Source organism: Arthrobacter sp. B0316-1-20 (assembly GCF_059091865.1).
Genome location: NZ_JBNHHC010000012.1, coordinates 188,766 through 205,986, shown reverse-complemented (window position 1 = coordinate 205,986; position 17,221 = coordinate 188,766). Strand labels below are relative to the sequence as shown.

11 protein-coding genes are annotated in these 17,221 nt (G+C 59.2%); all 11 read right to left on the bottom strand.

The window, feature by feature from the left end; translation table 11 throughout:
• Window positions 1-128: 128 nt before the first annotated feature.
• The 11 genes from AC5RW2_RS20665 to AC5RW2_RS20615 all read right to left on the bottom strand — a co-directional run bounded on the left by AC5RW2_RS20665 (window position 129) and on the right by AC5RW2_RS20615 (window position 17,154).
• A complete protein-coding gene (locus AC5RW2_RS20665; protein ID WP_494074448.1) occupies window positions 129-1,322 on the bottom strand; it encodes a GIY-YIG nuclease family protein in 1,194 nt (397 codons plus the stop codon).
• On the bottom strand, window positions 1,319-3,283 hold the full coding sequence (locus AC5RW2_RS20660) for a DEAD/DEAH box helicase (RefSeq protein WP_494074447.1): 1,965 nt from the start codon (window positions 3,281-3,283) through the stop codon (window positions 1,319-1,321). The genes AC5RW2_RS20665 and AC5RW2_RS20660 overlap by 4 nt, the downstream gene beginning before the upstream one ends.
• A gap of 8 nt (window positions 3,284-3,291) precedes the next feature.
• Window positions 3,292-5,982 carry a DNA methyltransferase gene (locus tag AC5RW2_RS20655; protein WP_494074446.1) on the bottom strand — a complete coding sequence of 897 codons (2,691 nt, stop codon included), beginning with the start codon at window positions 5,980-5,982 and terminating at the stop codon, window positions 3,292-3,294.
• Between the two features lie 1,281 nt (window positions 5,983-7,263).
• Window positions 7,264-7,410, bottom strand: coding sequence for a hypothetical protein (locus AC5RW2_RS20650; RefSeq protein WP_494074445.1), 147 nt, complete (start codon window positions 7,408-7,410; stop codon window positions 7,264-7,266).
• 269 nt (window positions 7,411-7,679) lie between these two features.
• Window positions 7,680-8,264 carry a hypothetical protein gene (locus AC5RW2_RS20645; protein ID WP_494074444.1) on the bottom strand — a complete coding sequence of 195 codons (585 nt, stop codon included), beginning with the start codon at window positions 8,262-8,264 and terminating at the stop codon, window positions 7,680-7,682.
• 581 nt (window positions 8,265-8,845) lie between these two features.
• Window positions 8,846-10,156 (bottom strand): Glu/Leu/Phe/Val family dehydrogenase, encoded by a 1,311-nt coding sequence (locus AC5RW2_RS20640; RefSeq protein WP_494074443.1) that lies wholly within the window; start codon window positions 10,154-10,156, stop codon window positions 8,846-8,848.
• A 166-nt stretch (window positions 10,157-10,322) separates the two neighbouring features.
• Window positions 10,323-11,753 carry an NAD-dependent succinate-semialdehyde dehydrogenase gene (locus AC5RW2_RS20635; protein WP_494074442.1) on the bottom strand — a complete coding sequence of 477 codons (1,431 nt, stop codon included), beginning with the start codon at window positions 11,751-11,753 and terminating at the stop codon, window positions 10,323-10,325.
• Between the two features lie 228 nt (window positions 11,754-11,981).
• Window positions 11,982-12,410 carry a hypothetical protein gene (locus tag AC5RW2_RS20630; RefSeq protein ID WP_494074441.1) on the bottom strand — a complete coding sequence of 143 codons (429 nt, stop codon included), beginning with the start codon at window positions 12,408-12,410 and terminating at the stop codon, window positions 11,982-11,984.
• Window positions 12,407-14,068, bottom strand: coding sequence for a GMC family oxidoreductase (locus AC5RW2_RS20625; RefSeq protein WP_494074440.1), 1,662 nt, complete (start codon window positions 14,066-14,068; stop codon window positions 12,407-12,409). Before AC5RW2_RS20625 ends, AC5RW2_RS20630 begins: the two co-directional genes overlap by 4 nt.
• Window positions 14,069-14,174: 106 nt before the next feature.
• Window positions 14,175-15,686, bottom strand: coding sequence for a purine-cytosine permease family protein (locus tag AC5RW2_RS20620; RefSeq protein ID WP_494074439.1), 1,512 nt, complete (start codon window positions 15,684-15,686; stop codon window positions 14,175-14,177).
• A 781-nt stretch (window positions 15,687-16,467) separates the two neighbouring features.
• Window positions 16,468-17,154, bottom strand: coding sequence for a GntR family transcriptional regulator (locus AC5RW2_RS20615; protein WP_494074438.1), 687 nt, complete (start codon window positions 17,152-17,154; stop codon window positions 16,468-16,470).
• Between the last annotated feature and the right edge of the window lie 67 nt (window positions 17,155-17,221).

Genomic DNA, 17,221 nt, shown 5'->3' with positions numbered 1-17,221 from the left:
GCAAGCCCCAGTGGCTTAGCTACGTCCTCCGGCAGGCCGGCAGGAGGACGTAGCAGCGGAATAGGAAAATGGATATAAGCCTCGATGACCTCACATCCGAGTGCACCCCTAGCCACTGAGCCTCCTGCTCAGCCACGCTCGACCAGTCGCTGCAGCGCCTTGTCGTAGACATAGTCGGTGATCTCGCCGGACATGATCATTGCGACAGCCGTGTTGATGGTCTCCAGCGGCACAACGAACCACTCCGAGGGGTCGTAATCGCGTCCCTTCCGGTCGACCTGAGTCAGGTCCAGCCGCACCTCGGCGAACACGCGGTGCAAGAGGTGCTCCAGCCACGACGCACGCACGTTGTAAAGCCGATAGTCCGCCAGCACCTTCACAGGTGCCATCAGGTAGGTCGGCGAAATCGCGGCGTTCTTAATGCGGGTCTTGACGTCCGTCGTGGAGAAGCCGATCTTGTGGAGGTCCTTCAACCCCGCGATTTGAGGGTCGTCGCTGAGCGACTGCAGCACGTAGATATGGCCGCTCTCCACGTCCGCGTCGAGGACCTCGCTGGCATCGTGGCCAGTCCTAGCCAGGACCTGGCCCTGCGCCTCGTACATGCGGGTCATGAGGCTCTGCTTGTACATCGCCGATTCTGTGCCGTTCTCGAAGACGACGCGCAGGCGCTGCTTCTGCCTGGGCTTGCCACCGACGATCAGGTCGACGTCCTCGCCGACCTCAGCGACAAAACACATGACGCCGCTCAGCACGAAGAACACGCCTTCGCGGATTAGATCCATACCAGTGAAGGGCATCAGCTTGTACGTGCCCTCGGCCAGCTCGGCGTGCTTCGCCTTGAACAGCGGCTCGAACAGGTCGAAGTCCTCTGCCTTCACCCGCTGAGCGACCGAGTCCGGAGACTCCGGGCGCTTGATCACGGGAAGGTCTGAGACATCGAGGATGCCGGAGTCGTCGCCCAGCAGATCGTCCAGATCATCGCTCTCGAGAAGATCGTCCAGTGACTCGGGGGCTGCTTCTACGGTCAGCAGCCCGTACTCCGTGTCGAGGTGTCTGAGCGCCGCGATCTTCTCGTCGCTGGCGAGGATGCCATCAAGGCGGGCCCCCAGCTTCCGCTCGGCGATTTCCCGCGTCGTCGAGTTCGGCAGGCGTTTGTGCGTCCGGCGAAACTCCACGATCTCTAGGAACGCACGCTCGAGCCGGTCGGACGAGGTGACCTTCTTGGGCTTCGCAGGCGCGTCGAGCAGTCCGTCAAGGTCGTTGTCGATGAGGTCCTGCAGGGAGGACGGTGCCGCCTCGAGGACGTCGTCGTTATCGCTCATTCGCTCTCCACCATCTCAGTCGCGCGCTTCTGGGCTTCGAGCTTCTGCTTGGCCCGCTGGAGCCACAGCAGCGCGTCCGCGTACCGCTTCTCGGCCGGGTCCTCTGCCCGCGAGTCCGGTCGCCGTCCGTTGACCTTGATCCAGTTCTTAATCCGGGGGACGAGTGCGAGGGCCTCCTCCTCGGTGAAATCGATGCGTGTCGCGGTGATCGTGTCCTGGATGATTCGCAGCACGGACGGGGTCACGGATTTGGACATGACCTCGAAGGCGCGCTGGAAGGGGTTGACCGAGTCGATGAGGTTGATGTTGATGTCGTCGATGTTGACGAACTTCTCGGCCATCTTGATGAACCGCTTGTCACCGACCTCGCGGACTTCACCGTTCTTGATGACGGAATCCACGATGACCTGCTGACGAAGCTCTTCAACTTGAGTCTCGTCCAGGTCGGGGTACCGCTCGCGGATGATTTTCGGGATCAGAACCTTATTCGTCGTTTCGGGATCGACCGAGCCGGCGGCCGCCTTGGCGAAGGTATCATCCTGCAGAATCGTTGCCTTCAGATCATTCAAGTCCGTCTCGACGATCTGTTTGACGCGTTCGGACGATGGCTCCTTGAATCCCTTGATTTTGATGACTCCCGGCGGATTCACGTCATCGTCGTCAGTGCGCTTGGTCTTGAAGGTGAAGTTCTGAGCGAGCACCTGCTCCATCAGCAAAGACGCAGTGATGGCCTTCAGCATGTTGTTTACCGAGACCTTAACCTCGCTCTGAGTGGCGTCAGGCTCAGCGATCAGGTTCGTGAACTGGGCGTGTTCCTTGCCGGGGCTGTCGCGGGTGACGCGCCCAATGATCTGGATGACCTCGGTGAGTGAGGCGCGGTACCCGACGGTCAGGGCGTGCTCGGCAAAAGGCCAGTCGAAGCCTTCCTTTGCCATGCCCAGGGCGATGATGATGTCTACGCCTTCGCGCTCTTTGGAAGCTACGTGGGCAAGGTAGTGGAGCGTGTCAGCGCGCTTCTTCTGGTCCGTGTCATCCACGAGATCAGCGACCCGAAGAATCTCCCCGGTGTCTTTGTGGCGAATGCTGATGATCCCGGTCTCCGGGTCGGTAGCTTCGACATGGCCGATGGCATCGATGATGAACCCGACTTCTTCGATCTTGTCCTTGGTGGACTCCCCTGAGTTGACGTTCGGAATGTGAACGATCGTCTTCTTGTCCAGATGCAGGACCTCACCGATCGCATCGGTATAGCGGCCCTGGTAGAAGTGGTGCCCGATGCCGAGCGAGTGCAGGTACTCATAGCCGTTGAGCTGGTCGTAGTAGTTGAACGTGACCGGCGTGAACCGTGCCTCGTCCTCCGCAGACAGCACAGGCACGGAGTCACCGCGGAAATAGGAACCGGTCATGGCAACGATGTGCACGTCCGAGCCGTTCATGACGTCACGCAGGAGAGCGCCGAGGCGGTTGGCTTCCGTATCCGCGGAGACGTGGTGGAATTCATCGATCGCCAGCACGGTGCCGTTGAACGCTTCCGGTGCAAGCTTCTCAAACGCAAACCGCAGAGTTGCGTGCGTGCAGACCAGTGTTGCGTCGGGGCCTTCAAGAAAGTCGATGAACGCTCCGACCTTGCCCTGGGAGGAACCGGGGTCGCAGAGATTGTGCTCAGGCTTGATTGCCCAGTCTGCGAAGAATCCGTGCGAGGTGAGCTTCGTCGAGGAGAACGACGCCCCGATGGACCGCTCGGGAACGGCGACGATGACCTTTTTCCGGCCCTGGTTATAGAGCTTATCGAGCGCAACAAACATCAAAGCACGCGATTTGCCCGAGGCCGGCGGAGCCTTGACCAGAAGGTGCTGGGCATCTCGCTTGGCGAAGACGCGCTGCTGCATCTCCCGCATCCCCATCGCATCGGTGTTCACCGACGCACGTGTGCGGGCGTATGTCACATCAACGATGTTCATCGGCTTGTTCACTTCTTCTTGTTCCCCTTTGCAGATTCTGCTGCTGTCATTTCGTCATACATAGCAAAGAGGTCCGACAATCTCTGCTCATCGGTTTCGTAATTGCGCTTGGAATAGATCGAGTCCACCAACGCATCAATTTCTTCATGGGCCGCTCGGAGGTCCGCCGGCATCAGATCAGGGTCATAGAGCTCAGCCAGCGTTCGTTCGCAGTGATACTCGCGGACATCCAGCACGCGCAACGCCGCGACGGTGAGCTGCTCCTTCATCGCGTCAGACAGCGGAGGGACCGGGAAGTTGTTGTAGACGATCGTCGCCGAATAGCGGTAGTCCGTCTTTAATTTCCCGCCAACCGCGCGCAGCCACACGACGTGCGCACGAGAGGTAAGGAGCGAGAATGTCCAGGGGTGAACTCCGTATGCGACGTTGGCGGAGTCGGAGACCACTGTTCCTTCATCCAGGTATCCGATTGGGATGTACTCACGCCGTTCAGAAGACACACGTGGAACGATTACTGACTCTGTGTCTCTATGTGCCCAGAAATAGAACTGATTGGGTGTCGACGCCTTAGCCCGCGTGGACTTCTCGGTGCTCTTTTCACGTAGCGCTCGAACACTTTCAAAACGCCGTGCGATCTCGTTGATTTTTGAGACTTCGTCGACGGCTTCATCGGGGACAACAAGACACCACCGCGTCTTCCCCTTGATAAACTCCTCCGAACCGCTGAACCCGCGAACGTAGGGGCCTAGTTGGGGTGCCGAAGCGAGGAGGTCGTCTTTCTCGGAGTCACTGAGGATCAGGTTTCCGCCATCGTTGGCCATTGATCCGAAGCCGAGCTTGGGAAGAGCCGATAAGGGCCTGCTACGCCTGCCAATCCAGATGTCTGGGCCGTCTGCCAGATAAGGATTTATGCGTTTTGCATCGAGTCGGATCTCGTCGCTGAAAATGTATTTGGGGTCGGATGAGGTGTTGCGAAGACCAAGGACCACGCACGTTACGCCCGCGGCATTCCTTGCCTGATTGGACCACTTGAATGATGTGTATGCATAGCCGATCTCAAGCTCGTCACCGAGCACTTGAGGCCAGAGGATTCCGACCTGCTCACCCTGAGTGATGGAGTTCGTGGTGACGAACGCCAATTTGGCCGATGTGCGTCGGATATAGTCCGCGCCTTTTATCAACCATGCGGAGACGTAGTCGAGGCTCTTGTAATTCTTCGTCACCGTCGCGAGATCCCGCTTCTGCTCTGTCGACTGGTTGCGGCTACCCAAGTAGGGCGGGTTGCCGAGGACATAGATCTCGGTGGTTTGGTCATTCGGGCAAACAACATTCCAGTCGAAAATGATCGCGTTGCCCTGCTGGATCTGTCCGGTTTCCTTGAGTGGGATCAGTGGGATGGAGAGTTTGAACTTGTCCTTAAATTCGGCGTTCATCTGGTGCTTGGCGATCCAAAGAGAGAGAATTGCCACTTCGACGGCAAAATCGTCGATCTCCAGTCCATAGAAGTGTTCGATGCTGATCTTCGACTCGGCGAACAGCATCTGATGCTTCGGATCGATCTCAAACAATCGCTCTAGGATCGCATGCTCCAAACGGCGCAGTTCCTTATAAGCAATGATGAGGAAGTTGCCGGACCCACAGGCAGGGTCGAAAACCTTGATCGCGCTGACTCGTTCGAGCAGTGCTTCAAGCTTCTTCACGGAGTCGAACCCCGCATCGAACTGTTCCTTCAAATCATCCAGGAACAAAGGCTCGATGGTTTTGAGGATGTTCGGCACCGATGTGTAGTGCTGGCCCAGATCGCTGCGCTTGCCCGGGGTGACGATTGCCTGGAACATCGAACCGAAAATGTCCGGGTTGATGTCGCGCCAGATCAGCGTGCCCGACTCAATCAGCAGGTCGCGGGCCTTTTTCGTGAACTGCGGCACTACATGCTCTGGGGCCATCGTGAACAACCGGCCGTTGACGTACGGGAACCTAGCCAGGTGTTTCGGCTTATTTGCGGCGTCTTCAGTATCGAGCGCACTGAAGACTGCCGTGAGGAACTCAGCGACGTCTGAACCGTCGGCCTGAGTATGCGAGCCGACGGCGTTGGTGAAGACACCCTCCTCGAAGATGCCTGTGTCTTCGGCAAAGAAGCAGAACAGGAGCCGGGTGAAGAACACATTCAGGGCATGACGCCCGTGCGCCATGTCGAACATGCCGGGGTTCGCCGCCAGCAACTCGTCGAACAGTTTTCCCATCCGTTCGGCAGCCCTGACGTCCGCGTGCGCCTCGGCGACGTATTGTGCTTTCTCCATCCCGGCCCAGGGCAGGAAGAACGTGAAGTGTTGGTTGACGTCCCGGATCGGGATCATCAGGTTCTCGCCGGTCTTCGTGTCGATGGCCACCAGTTCCGTGTAGTCGGTGACGATCACGAAGCGCGTGTTGTACCGGACGACCACCGGGGAAGTCTTCAACTCGTCGATGACCGCGAGCGGATCACCGGTTGTCTCCTTGAAGTAGACGACGTTCTTCTGCGCCACTTCAGTGGATGGGTCATTGGCAACGTTGAGCGAGCCGTTGCGCAGACGGGTTACGTTGCCCTGGGGCTTCCCGTAGGCCCGCAGCAAGTCGAAAATGAACTCGCGATCGTAGGATTCGCGGCCGCCGAGTGGGGCAACGCGTTCCTCGACGGCCTTCAAATTGAGCTTCACCATCGACGATTTTCCTCCGCGAATGTGATCCCACCGTGGGCCGTGCCCTCGATGTTTAAGAGCGTGCTTCCGGGGCCGGTTGGCATGCAGTCGGCAGACGACCACGGTTGGCACACGTTCTTACTCCTCGTCGGCAGCGCAGGAGCGCGCAATACCTCCCCGTGATCTTATCCGGACTGTCCCGGCGCACCGACGCAGCGCCTACCTTCGAGCGACACGAGCGCAGGTCCTGGTGCGGGATTTGATGGGCTCGCCTCCGGAGTCTGCACCACAAATGCACCACGCCTCTGCCCGAAATGAAGAAAACCCCCGGATTTCCGGGGGTTTTCTGTGGCGGTGACGGTGGGATTTGAACCCATTGAAGCTCCGACCTCGTCTGGACGAGATCACCCTCGCCGTGATGCAGGGGGACTTGGCGCTGTGGGAACTTCGTGAACAGATCCGGTGACTGTCGGGCAGTCCGTCGCAGACAGCGTGTTCCCGGGTGCGGTAGCACGGCACCCTGCTTCGGGTTTGGGGGTCTAAGGGAAGGGCGTAGCCCTGCCCCTCGCAAGCGGCGCACTGGATGGCGAGCGAACGCTGTCGGACAGAGTGCCTGCTTGCGTTCGTTTCCTACCGGTCCTTTCATGCTTCAACGAGGACGGTGTTCTGACTGCTTACCGCTGCCACCAAATCAAGAAGTGAATGGTCAGGCGCTCCCGCCGGGAGCAGGGGGCGGGAGGCCCATGCGATGTTGCTCATGTCGAACCTCACGCCTGGGCCATAACGGCCGTCGCCGCCGCAGCTAATCAACCCTGTGTTGCGTCAGCGCAGTCGCCAGCCGATGGGTCGTCGAGAGGTTCATCCCGAGTAGCTGGCGAGATCCCGGCAAGGTCGTCGCGGCGGTCTGCCTCGGGGTGCCGTTGCCTCGTCTCCAGACAACCCTCGGCGAGCAATGGGGCGAGCAAGTTATGGCAACAGCGAACGAGTTGGCGAGCAGGCTCAGCCGAAGGCTGGGGCAGCGGCGTCATCGCCCAACTGGCCGGAGACCTCCAAACAGTGTTCCCTTAGATGAAGGGCTTCTCCCAGCGAAACCTGCAGTACACGCGGACCATGGCCGAGGCTAGGGGAGCGAGGCGAATGTGCCACAAGCTGTGGCCCCTGGGAATATATCCCCGTTGTTACTGCCTGATATTTGGTACTACATCCCGTTAGAGGCGTCCATCGCTTGCAGCACGTCGTTGAAAGACGCAGGGCGAGGACCGATCGGTCCTCGCCCTGCCCTGGAGAGAAAGTGTGTGGTGGCTAGACAGCCATGAGCTTACGGTCAGCTTGGCTCGAAGCGAGTTCTTCGTTTGCCTGATCAACAAGCTCCAAGTACTGCTCGGCTGTGATCTGGTGCGCAAGCAATCGATCGAGAGCCTTGTTGATGGTGACAGCGGTGGTGGTCATGTGTGGCCTCCTAACCTCGGTTGTGTCTGACTATATCTGTTGACGCTGACAATTTGCAGTGACTCAAGCCATCGCGAAGAGTTTGTGGGGGGTGGGGATGAGCCTTTTGTGATCGACCTAATCGAGTGTGCATCTTTTGTCTGCTGCAGCTTTTGCATTCTCTAGTTCTTCCACTAGAGCGGCGATGCGGTACGAGGCGGCTAGCATCCCGCCGACAGACTGGAGGATGGGCCAATCGTCGTCTGTCAGTTGCGACTTGTCTGTACTGTCTATGGTAAGCATCCCGTGTTTCGGTTTTGTCGTCCGATGGCGGTTGCAACTACAACTTTGTACGTGCTCCCCTTGCTTGGCTCCACGCTGTTAAATGGGTCATCGACATCGAACCAGTTTGTTGCACCTGTATCGATGAGCTTCCGGATCTTAGTAAGGGACTCCCCTTCGAACCGGTCCCTGGGCTGTTCTGCTCTGCCACCGTGTCGCCGATAGATGGGATTACCCTGGTCGTCGATCTCGTAGAGAGTTGCTCGCGCGGCCAACTTCCGGTTGGAGGTACCGGCAGTTTGGTACAGCATCGTTATAGCCAAGCTCTTGAACTCACCGAGAAGCCCTTCCGCTTCTCTTGATGTCCGTGCAAGAGGAATTTGTTCGAGGATACCGGCCAATGGAAGCAGGGCACCCTTGATGGCGCGGTCGTAGTCATTGTGGGCTTGAACAGCTTTGCCCAATTCGGTTTTGGCTCTTGACAGTCTACGCGAGGAATCAGCCAATGCTTCATTTAGATTATTGACTTTCCCCTCTAATGCATTCTTGGCAGTTGCTGCCTTTTGCCGTTCGCTTTTCTCTTTCGTCGTCACGTCATAATCCACCCATGCACCCACAAGAAGTAGTAGCACCAGGGCCCCGGCTGTGCTCCAAAGAGTGATAGATAAGGGTGGAGGCCAAGACGGCGAAAATGTCAGACCCCCCAATAGGAGCACGAGGATCACGTTGACTACGGTTAGCACTAACCTGACTGTGGACTGGCGGTCCTTCTCCCAGATTTTTTGAGCAAGCCAATCTCTGGTCTTCCTAACCCCGCTCCTTTGGGAAGGAAGTACTTGTTCTGTTGAGGGAGGCGCAGCTGGCATGTAGCGAGTCTAATTTGTCCCTGCATGATTCCCCGTTAGGTCTAGGTACTGGGGCGCAGAAGGTCCAACGCACAAAGTTTATTCAGCTCCTCGGCGGCTCGTCGTGGGCTGAAGATCCGTTGTGGTGATTAGGCGGCGGGCAGCCAGATCGTGTTCGCGTATCCAGGCTGCGTCTAGGTGTGGGGCGACGTCTTCGACCCACCCCCCGATTGGCATACCCTTGGCGGCAGTAATGATTACGTGGTCGCCTTTTTGCAGGTCTTGGATGAGGTTTCTGGTTTCCGTCATTGTTGTCGTCTGCCTGGCTCTCAGGGGTAGAGGCCGCGGAGTTGGTGGGCTTCGGCGACTTTCTGCACAGCTGTGACAGTTGCCGCCTCGCGCAGGCTAAGTCCGCGACTGGTCGCCGTGCTGACGACTCCATCCCAAGCTTGGAGCATGCGGTGCTCGAGTCTTTGGTCGACCTCTTGTGCCGACCACCAGTAGGCGTTGGAGCCTTGGACCCATTCGAAGTATGAGACGACTACACCACCTGCGTTGGCCAAGATGTCCGGAACCACGAGCTTGCCGGCTTCAGTGAACACTTTGTCCGCTGCGTCGGTGGTTGGTCCGTTGGCAGCCTCGACAATCAGATCGGCCTTTATCCGGTGCGCGTTGGATTCGTTCAGCACACCTTCTACGGCTGCCGGGACGAGCAGATCCACTTCAAGCTCGAGCAAGAGCTCGGCGTCCAGTGCCTCTGCTTCGGTGAAACCGACTACGGATCCGGTTTGCTCCAGATGCTTTTTAAGGTCCTCGATGTCCAGTCCCGCGCTGTTATGCACCGCTCCGTACTGGTCGGCCACTGCGACTACACGCACTCCAGCCTGAGAGAGGAGCAAGGCTGCGCCGGCTCCGACCTTGCCAAAGCCCTGGACAGCGGCCGTCGTTTCTTTCGGGCGCCGTTTGAGGTGTGCCAGTGCCGCCAGAGCGATAACAACCACCCCCTTGGAAGTGGCGGAGGCCCTGCCCAAGGAACCGCCTACGGATACAGGTTTGCCGGTGACAACTGCTGGAACGGTGTAGCCAACGTTGACCGAGTAGGTGTCCATCATCCATGCCATGGTCCGCTCATCGGTCCCGATGTCCGGGGCCGGAATATCGCGTTCGGGGCCGATTATCGGGAGGATTTCGGAAGTGTAGCGCCGGGTGACCCGCTCGAGTTCGGCCTGGGAATAGCGGCGCGGGTCGAGGGTGATGCCGCCCTTGGCTCCGCCGTAGGGAAGATCCAGCAGCGAGCACTTCCACGTCATCCACATGGCCAGGGCCCGTACCTCATGCAGGTCTACGGCCGGGCTGTAACGCAGGCCGCCCTTGGCCGGGCCACGGGACAAGTTGTGCTGTACGCGATAGCCAGTGAGAATCTCAGTGGTGCCGTCGTCGCGGCGTAGAGGGACTTGAACAGTCATTTCGCGTCTGGGATTAGCCAGGATCTGATGCATGCCTGGGTCAAAGCCCAGGGTCTGCACAGCCGTCGCGAGTTGGCTCTTGGCATTGACGAGCGGGTTGCTCTGCTCATTATCAGGAGTGGTTCGCTCAGAGGCTTGGCGGATGGTGACAGGAGCGTCGATGGTCGTTGTCATTGTCCAGCAGTCCTTGATGTATTGAGTTAGTTGGTGAGGTGCATCCGGCGTCCGGAAGGACTCGCTTCCGGAGCAGTCAAAGCGCGACGAAGGTACCCTATGCCGGCGCCTACCTTGGAGGTAGGCGCCGGCATGCCAGGAAGGCGCGGGAGAGTATTTTGAAGGATCAACGGTTGACGTAGAGCAAGCGCTTGTTGAGGAATTCGTCCATTCCCTCGGGGCCCAGTTCCCGTCCGAATCCGGAACGCTTGATTCCCCCGAAAGGCAGCTGAGCCCCATATGCCGCGGCCGTGTTGACGTGTGTCATGCCCGTTTCCAAACGGCGGGCCACTCTGGTGGCCCTGTCGACATCCGTGGAGAAGACCGATGCGCCCAGACCATAAGCGCTGTCATTGGCCAGGCGTATTGCCTCATCTTCGCTGGAGACCCTGTAGACGACGGCCACCGGTCCGAAGAGTTCTTCGTGGTAGGCCCGCATCTGCTCGGTCACTCCAGTCAGGACGGTGGGAGCCATATAGGCCCCGTCTCCTTCGACGAGTGATCCTCCTGCATGCAGTGTGGCGCCTTTTTCGACAGCGTCCCGCACCTGTTCGGCGAGCTGCTCTGCCGCTGCCCGTGAGGCCATGGGGTTGAAGGTGCCGTCCTCTTCAAGCTTGGGGTCGCCTGGTTTGAGGTCTTTGGCCAATCGGGTCAGCTCGGAAACGAATTCGTCGAAAACATCCTCCATGACGATCATTCGCTTGTTGGAATTGCACGACTGACCCATGTTTGACAGTCGTGTTGTCCATGCAGCTCGCGCTGATTCGCGCACGTCGTCGGTGTCGAGGATTATGTATGGGTCGGAGCCCCCGAGCTCCAACACGGTCTTCTTCAGGTTCCGGCCGGCGAGTTCACCGATGGCGGCTCCTGCCCGTTCCGAGCCGGTCAGCGAGACTCCCTGAATGCGCGGATCGGCCACCATGCCTTCGATCTGGGAATGGCTTGCGAAGATAGTGCTGTAGGCCCCTGCCGGAAGCCCGGCCTCGCTCATGATTTGCTGGATCAGCAAAACCGAACGGGGGCACGATTCGGCAGGTTTGATGACCACGGTATTGCCGATCACCAGATTAGGGATTGCAAACCGTAGCAGTTGATAGCACGGGAAATTCCAAGGCATGATGCCCAGGAGGGCCCCGAGGGGGAGTTTCTCGACTATGGCGTCCCCGCCCTGTGGTACTTGCACGGGCGCGTCGGCTGCCAGGGAAGGACCCTTCGTGCCGTAGTAGTCGAAGATTCCTTCACAGAGAGAGATTTCTGCTTTGGCTTCAGAGAGGCCTTTGCCCATTTCCTCGGTGACGATCGCGGCGAGCTCGTCAGCTCTCTCCCGGAAAATCTTACCGGCGTGCAGAACGACGCGGGCCCGGGTCTCAATGGGCATAGCCTTCCAGCTGAGGAAGGCCTGCAGCGCCGCTCCGACCACAGATTCGATCTCGGCGTCAGTTGCATGTGGGAAGGTCTCCACCACCTTGCCATTGGCAGGGTTGCGAACCTGGAAGCTGGGCGTGGTTGTCCTGTTAACAACCGTCGGTGTCACTACTGTCATCACAATTTCCTTCAATTATTCGAGTCTCCGCTTGCAGGCGGCGTCGGCTGTATCTGTTTCAAAAGGGGGTTGCTGATGTTGAGAAACAGTCCGTGTGTGGCTGCGCGTTCGAATCCCGTTGTCCGGCCGGGGTAACCCAGCCGGACAGACGTGTTTGCGCGGATGTCTTGCCCGGGGACCCTTCGCAGGGTTGGCAAAAAAGGGGGCGCGGGGGAGAGTGCGATCCCCCGCAAACCTGCCTGCTTAGACGGTCGTCCGCCAGATATTCCCTCTGGCTACGACGGGGGCAGTGAGTTCCTGCAGTTCCGCTGTTCGTGTGGGTTCGGGATCCAAGGGGATAGTGATTTGCTCCCGGTAATCCAAGGTTCGAGCTATACCCTCATCCAGGAAGTACGCTCCCGCAAGCAGCTCCCCAGCAGCTTCGAAGAGCGCAGGATAGCGGGATTGGATGTCCTGCACGGACCATTCCTGAAGTGGTTCCACCTCCGCAATGAGTTCCTTCACGGGTTCCACAAGGTCGGTCCTGACACTGCAGACCTTGTCCGCGCCTGACAGGTGTGCCTCGACCTCTGAGGCAGCCGGCATGCCGGCTCCGGCTGGAATCAGCAGATCGCTCAGCCTTCTCAGCGCCCCGCGTTCGCGGTCCGTCCAAACCGTCTGGTTCTCATTCATGCTGTGACTCCTTCCAAATCCTTAATTCCGGTCGCTGCATTTCCGGACGTAATGAGTTCGGCCGTGCGCAGGGCCATGGCGACCACCGTTGCGGTTGGATTGACACCTGCAGAGGTTGGCCACGTGCTGCCGTCCACGATGTAGAGATTAGGGACTGTATGGGCTCGTCCGGTGTGGTCGACGACCGAGTCCTCCGGGCTGGTTCCCATCTTGGTAGTGCCCAGCAGATGCCAGCCGGTGTTACGGATGTGCGGAGCTACAGTAATCTGCTTCGCCCCGGCTGCGAGGAAGGATTCCTTCGCCCGCTCCACATGGAATGCAAGTAGCCGCCGGCTGTTCTCGGAGGTCTCATAGACAATCTTCGGAGCAGGAAGTCCGTGGTCATCAACGAGGGTGGAACTCAGCTCCACCCGATTGTGTTCCTCCGGCAAGTCTTCGGCGATGATTCCCCAAGTAGCGGAATGGTTCAGCCGCTCCCGAATAGTCTCGTTGAACCTGGCACCCCAGAGGTCACGGTTATCGCCCCAAGGGAAGGACCGAGTCATCTCCATCGGCCCCCCTGTTGGCATAAGTCCCCATTTAGCCCCCCGGACGAATCCTCGGGATTCGTCCGTCTCGTAGAACTCCAGCGAGTAAAGCAGATGGCCATATGCGCCCTGCATGGTTCCGATTTCGTCATCAAAGGTCCCCACGACTGCGGAGTAGGGATGCATCATCAGCCGCTTGCCCACAAGCCCGCTGGCGTTTGCCAACCCATCCGGGTGTTGAGAATTGGCCGACATCAACAGCAGGCGGGGAGTGCCGACGCCGTTGGCCGCGAGGATCACCAAGTTCGCCTTCTGACGTCGTTCGACTCCCTCCGAGTCGAAATAGACCACACCTGAGGCCCGGCCAGAGGAATTTGTCTCGACCCTGGCGACTGTGGACCGGGTGAGAAGCCACGCATTACGGTGTCGGCAGATATCCGGCCAGTGAGTTACATCGACTGTGCTTTTGGCCTGGTCGCCGCACCCCAGGAAGCAGGCCCCGCGTTGAACGCTTGGCTTCAGGCGACCAAATTCTCGCGTAGCGATCCCGTTAGCGCCCGGCCACCAATGCCATCCTAGGGAATTGTGGGCCTTGCCCATGCGGCGACCCGCCTCGCCGATCGGCGTCGCCGCCATGGGGTAGTGGTCGGCCCCGGGAACTGCAGGATCGCCGTTAAGACCCGCTATGGCGAAGTCCCGCTCTGCCTGGGCATAGTAGGGCAGCAGATCCTCATAGGAGATCGGCCAGTCGTCGGCCACCCCATCGAGACTGCGCACGCGGAAGTCCGAGGGCATGTTGCGCTGCCACTGGGCAGCGTAAAGCATCGCGCTGCCGCCCACACCATTCCAGAGGAGGGCGCTAATGTCGGCGTCGTCTTCGTCGATCGGATAGTCGCCCGGCCCTTTTCGAACATTCGACAGCGGGGACCACTCGTTGCCTCCGAGCAGCGCGCGTTCTGGACTTGCATTGCGGGAGGTTGAGTAGTCGGGCCAGTCCCCCTGGTCCAGACAGACAACGCTCATTCCCGCTTCCGCGAACGCCTTCGTCATCACCGCCCCCGCTGGGCCGGCTCCGACAACTACGACGTCGGCGATCTCCGGAAGTCGGTGCTCTCCGATCTTCTCTGCCATTTCTATCTCCGTTTCACATGGACGGCAGAAGGGAGTTCAACCCTTCGTGGTCATAAATTCCTGAGGTCGGCGATGGTCCGGCTCAGGGTGGTCGTGCAGCCGCCCGTTACCGGGTCAGCGAGGAGTCCTCCAGGCTTGAACGCGTCTTGCTTTCTTGGCACGCGAGGCACTGGACCGATTGGCCCTGTTCCGGCACATCCATTTCCTGGGCAACATAGGACCGTTCGCAGGAGTCGCACTCGACCCTGACATTCCATAGGTCCTCTACGGCTTCTCGGACGGGATCGGCTTGGCGCTCCTTCACGGCAGTTCCCCCCGCCATATGGGCCGCAATGTAGAGGACCACGGCCAGTCCCAGTGAGATCAGCGGCGCCAAGGCGGAAAGCACGGGGGCCTGTGCGGATAGCTGGAGCAAGACGATGCCCACACCGGAAGAAATCATCCAGACCACGAAACCCGGGCCGGCGGCCTTCAACCTGGGGGTTCTGAACTCCGGAGCCTGCCGCGGATTCAGCGCACTATGCGTGACCATGATGCCCACGAGCGTCACGATCAGCACAGCCTGCCAAGCAAGTGCCACCGAAATGTAACTAAAGACATTCGTAAGCATGAGGACGAAGACAACCAGTGAGATCAAGACCACCCACGCTTTTCGCGAGATGCCTCGTTTGGTGAAATGCCCGACGAACCGTTCCAAATTCACGCTTGCAAAGTAGAAGTTGGCCGAGTTGATCCTGATCTGGCTGACAACGATGACGATAAGTCCAACAAGGCCAAGGGTGTCGATAATGCCTTGGACGACGCCGCTCTCAGAGACTTCATCGCTCGACCCCGCGAATCCAACGATCGCGATCCCGACCAACCCGTTGAACAGGTACGCGACACCGTAGAACGCCCAGCCAAATGTGACGTTCTGGTGGAACTTCAGATCCCGTTCCTTGGCGAAGCGTGCTGCATCCTGTGTTTCCGGAAAGAGGACGAAAATGCCCATGTACAGGACGAAGACGGTCAACCAACCAGGAATCGCCGGGGTGGCTGAGGCAGTCGCCGAGAATGCGCTCCAGTCTCCAACCCAGCCAACCTGCATGCCGGCAAAAAGAACCGCTGCCGTTACGCCGAAGAAGTAGATGGGCAGTGAGACCCAGTTCAGCTTGCTCAACCAGGTCTGCATGCCCCCGAGCATGAGGGGAAGCATGCCGACGACGACAATGGCGTACCAGACTTTGATATCCCAGACGTTGAAGTATGACTGCAGTGCGACGGCGACAATCGTGCCCTCGAATACGGCGTAGTAGACCAAAGAGAGGCCGACAAGGAGGGGGACGATGGCGGCTCCCTTGTGACCGAAAAGACGCCGGGAGATTAGCGTGGAGTTCAGCCCCCACCGAACTGCGTCCCGGACGCTGTAGCTTCCCAGAAGCGAGTAGCAGATCACGACCAGCACGAGTCCGATAATTGCCTGCTGTACGCCTGTAAGCACCGCTGCGAGGGCACCGTAGTAAACGAACGCCATGGCACTCGTAATTCCCGACCAACTGCCAAGCACCTGGCTTCGGCTCTTCCTAGCTGATTTCGGTACTACGTGGTTCGTGTACTCCTCAGTGATCTGTTCTTCCACCACACGGGGATCATCTAGTGCAGTCGTACGGAGGCCGGCCGGGTTAGAACGAATGTTTATCATTCCGGGTCCTTACTCTGAAGGCTACCGAGTCGCTGATCAGTGGGCATTTTTAGCCCGACGTTCGGCAATGAACGCATGCTCTGAAGCAGGCACGATCAACCTCAAAACGAATAGGTTGTACACCTTGGATGGACCTTCCATGGTGTGTGTTGAATCACCCTATGAGATTGTTCAACAACGTGCGAGGCGGCGTGGAAAAATTAAGACACACGTCGACGGGGTGCCTACGGACGAATGTCCTCAGGGGCGACCAATAGGGGGATACGCCTTAGTTTTACGCGTACACCGGAACAGCCAACGGGCTCTGCGGACGACCTGCAGAATGGACGCGGACTGGAGGGAGGTGAATGCCCGGCAGCTTCCGAAGACGCCGGGGATCAAAAACTTGGAGTGGGGATGGCATCGTAATTCCTGCAGATACAGCCCAGGGTCCACTGGGACATGTGCTCGTGGAGCAGCGGGATCACACTAGTGAAAATTATTCGCGATAAGACACCGTTTAGGTGCCTGAGGAGCGGACGCCGGGGATCTCCCAGGGAAGCAGCTTCTGCGCTAGCGGTACAACAGGTCTCCTCAAATTCGCCTGGGTCCGCTGTCGGCGGCGGCAAGGGTACTTCACGGAGATCCGCGGCCGATGCAGCCGGACAGGGCAGGTATAGTTCCCGTCTATCCGTCGCGGGAAAAAATCATTCCTTCTGCTTGTACAGCCCTTCTGCCTTCAGTCCTTCACAGGGGGTTCGGCGCCCAGATGGTCCAGGAGTTCCGCCTCGGCTTGGTCAAGGTAGCCGCGCAGGGCGACGGCGGCTTCCTCGCGCTGATCCTTGGCCAACAGTGATACGAGTTGCGCGTTTTGCTCGACGTAGTGGCTGTGGAAGTCGGGGGCGTCGCTCATCGCGTGGAAGACCAGGCGCATCTGGGCAAGGACCCGCGTCATGAACTCCTGCAGCAGCGTGCTGCCGGTGCCTCGGATAAGGGTCTCGTGGAACCGCTGATTGGCATTGGCCATCTCGGCCACGGCGCCGCGGTCCCGGGCTGCCCGCGCCTCGACGATGATCGACTTCAGCGCGTCGACGTCGATCCCGACCGCCCAACGCACGGCGGCGGGTTCGAGGATACGGCGGACGTTGTAGATTTCGCGGACGCCGTCGATGCCGGGGGATGTGACCATGACGCCGCGGTTGGGGACCCGGGTCACGATGTGTTCGCCGGCCAGGACCGTGAACGCTTCGCGCAGGGTGTTGCGGGAGACGCCAAAGGCCTGGGCCAAGGTCTGTTCGGAGAGCTTGGAACCGGGCAACAGTTGGCCCTCAGCAATCTTGCTGCGCAGGGTCTCCGCAATCCACGTTGGAGTGTGGGCATGAGTGGCTTCACTCCGTGCCGCTATTCCCGCCAGCGCTGCGTTCATTAATTGCGGTCCTATCCCTCAGCTGATCAACCGGGGCCCGCTGAAGTGTCGATGGGCCTTGGTCCGG

Excerpts from the sequence above, each read along its gene's own strand:
- AC5RW2_RS20665 (WP_494074448.1), bottom strand. The coding sequence starts at position 1,322 with ATGAGCGATAACGACGACGTCCTCGAGGCGGCACCGTCCTCCCTGCAG.
- AC5RW2_RS20660 (WP_494074447.1), bottom strand. The coding sequence starts at position 3,283 with ATGAACATCGTTGATGTGACATACGCCCGCACACGTGCGTCGGTGAAC.
- AC5RW2_RS20655 (WP_494074446.1), bottom strand. The coding sequence starts at position 5,982 with ATGGTGAAGCTCAATTTGAAGGCCGTCGAGGAACGCGTTGCCCCACTC.
- AC5RW2_RS20650 (WP_494074445.1), bottom strand. The coding sequence starts at position 7,410 with ATGACCACCACCGCTGTCACCATCAACAAGGCTCTCGATCGATTGCTT.
- AC5RW2_RS20640 (WP_494074443.1), bottom strand. The coding sequence starts at position 10,156 with ATGACAACGACCATCGACGCTCCTGTCACCATCCGCCAAGCCTCTGAG.
- AC5RW2_RS20630 (WP_494074441.1), bottom strand. The coding sequence starts at position 12,410 with ATGAATGAGAACCAGACGGTTTGGACGGACCGCGAACGCGGGGCGCTG.
- AC5RW2_RS20625 (WP_494074440.1), bottom strand. The coding sequence starts at position 14,068 with ATGGCAGAGAAGATCGGAGAGCACCGACTTCCGGAGATCGCCGACGTC.
- AC5RW2_RS20615 (WP_494074438.1), bottom strand. The coding sequence starts at position 17,154 with ATGAACGCAGCGCTGGCGGGAATAGCGGCACGGAGTGAAGCCACTCAT.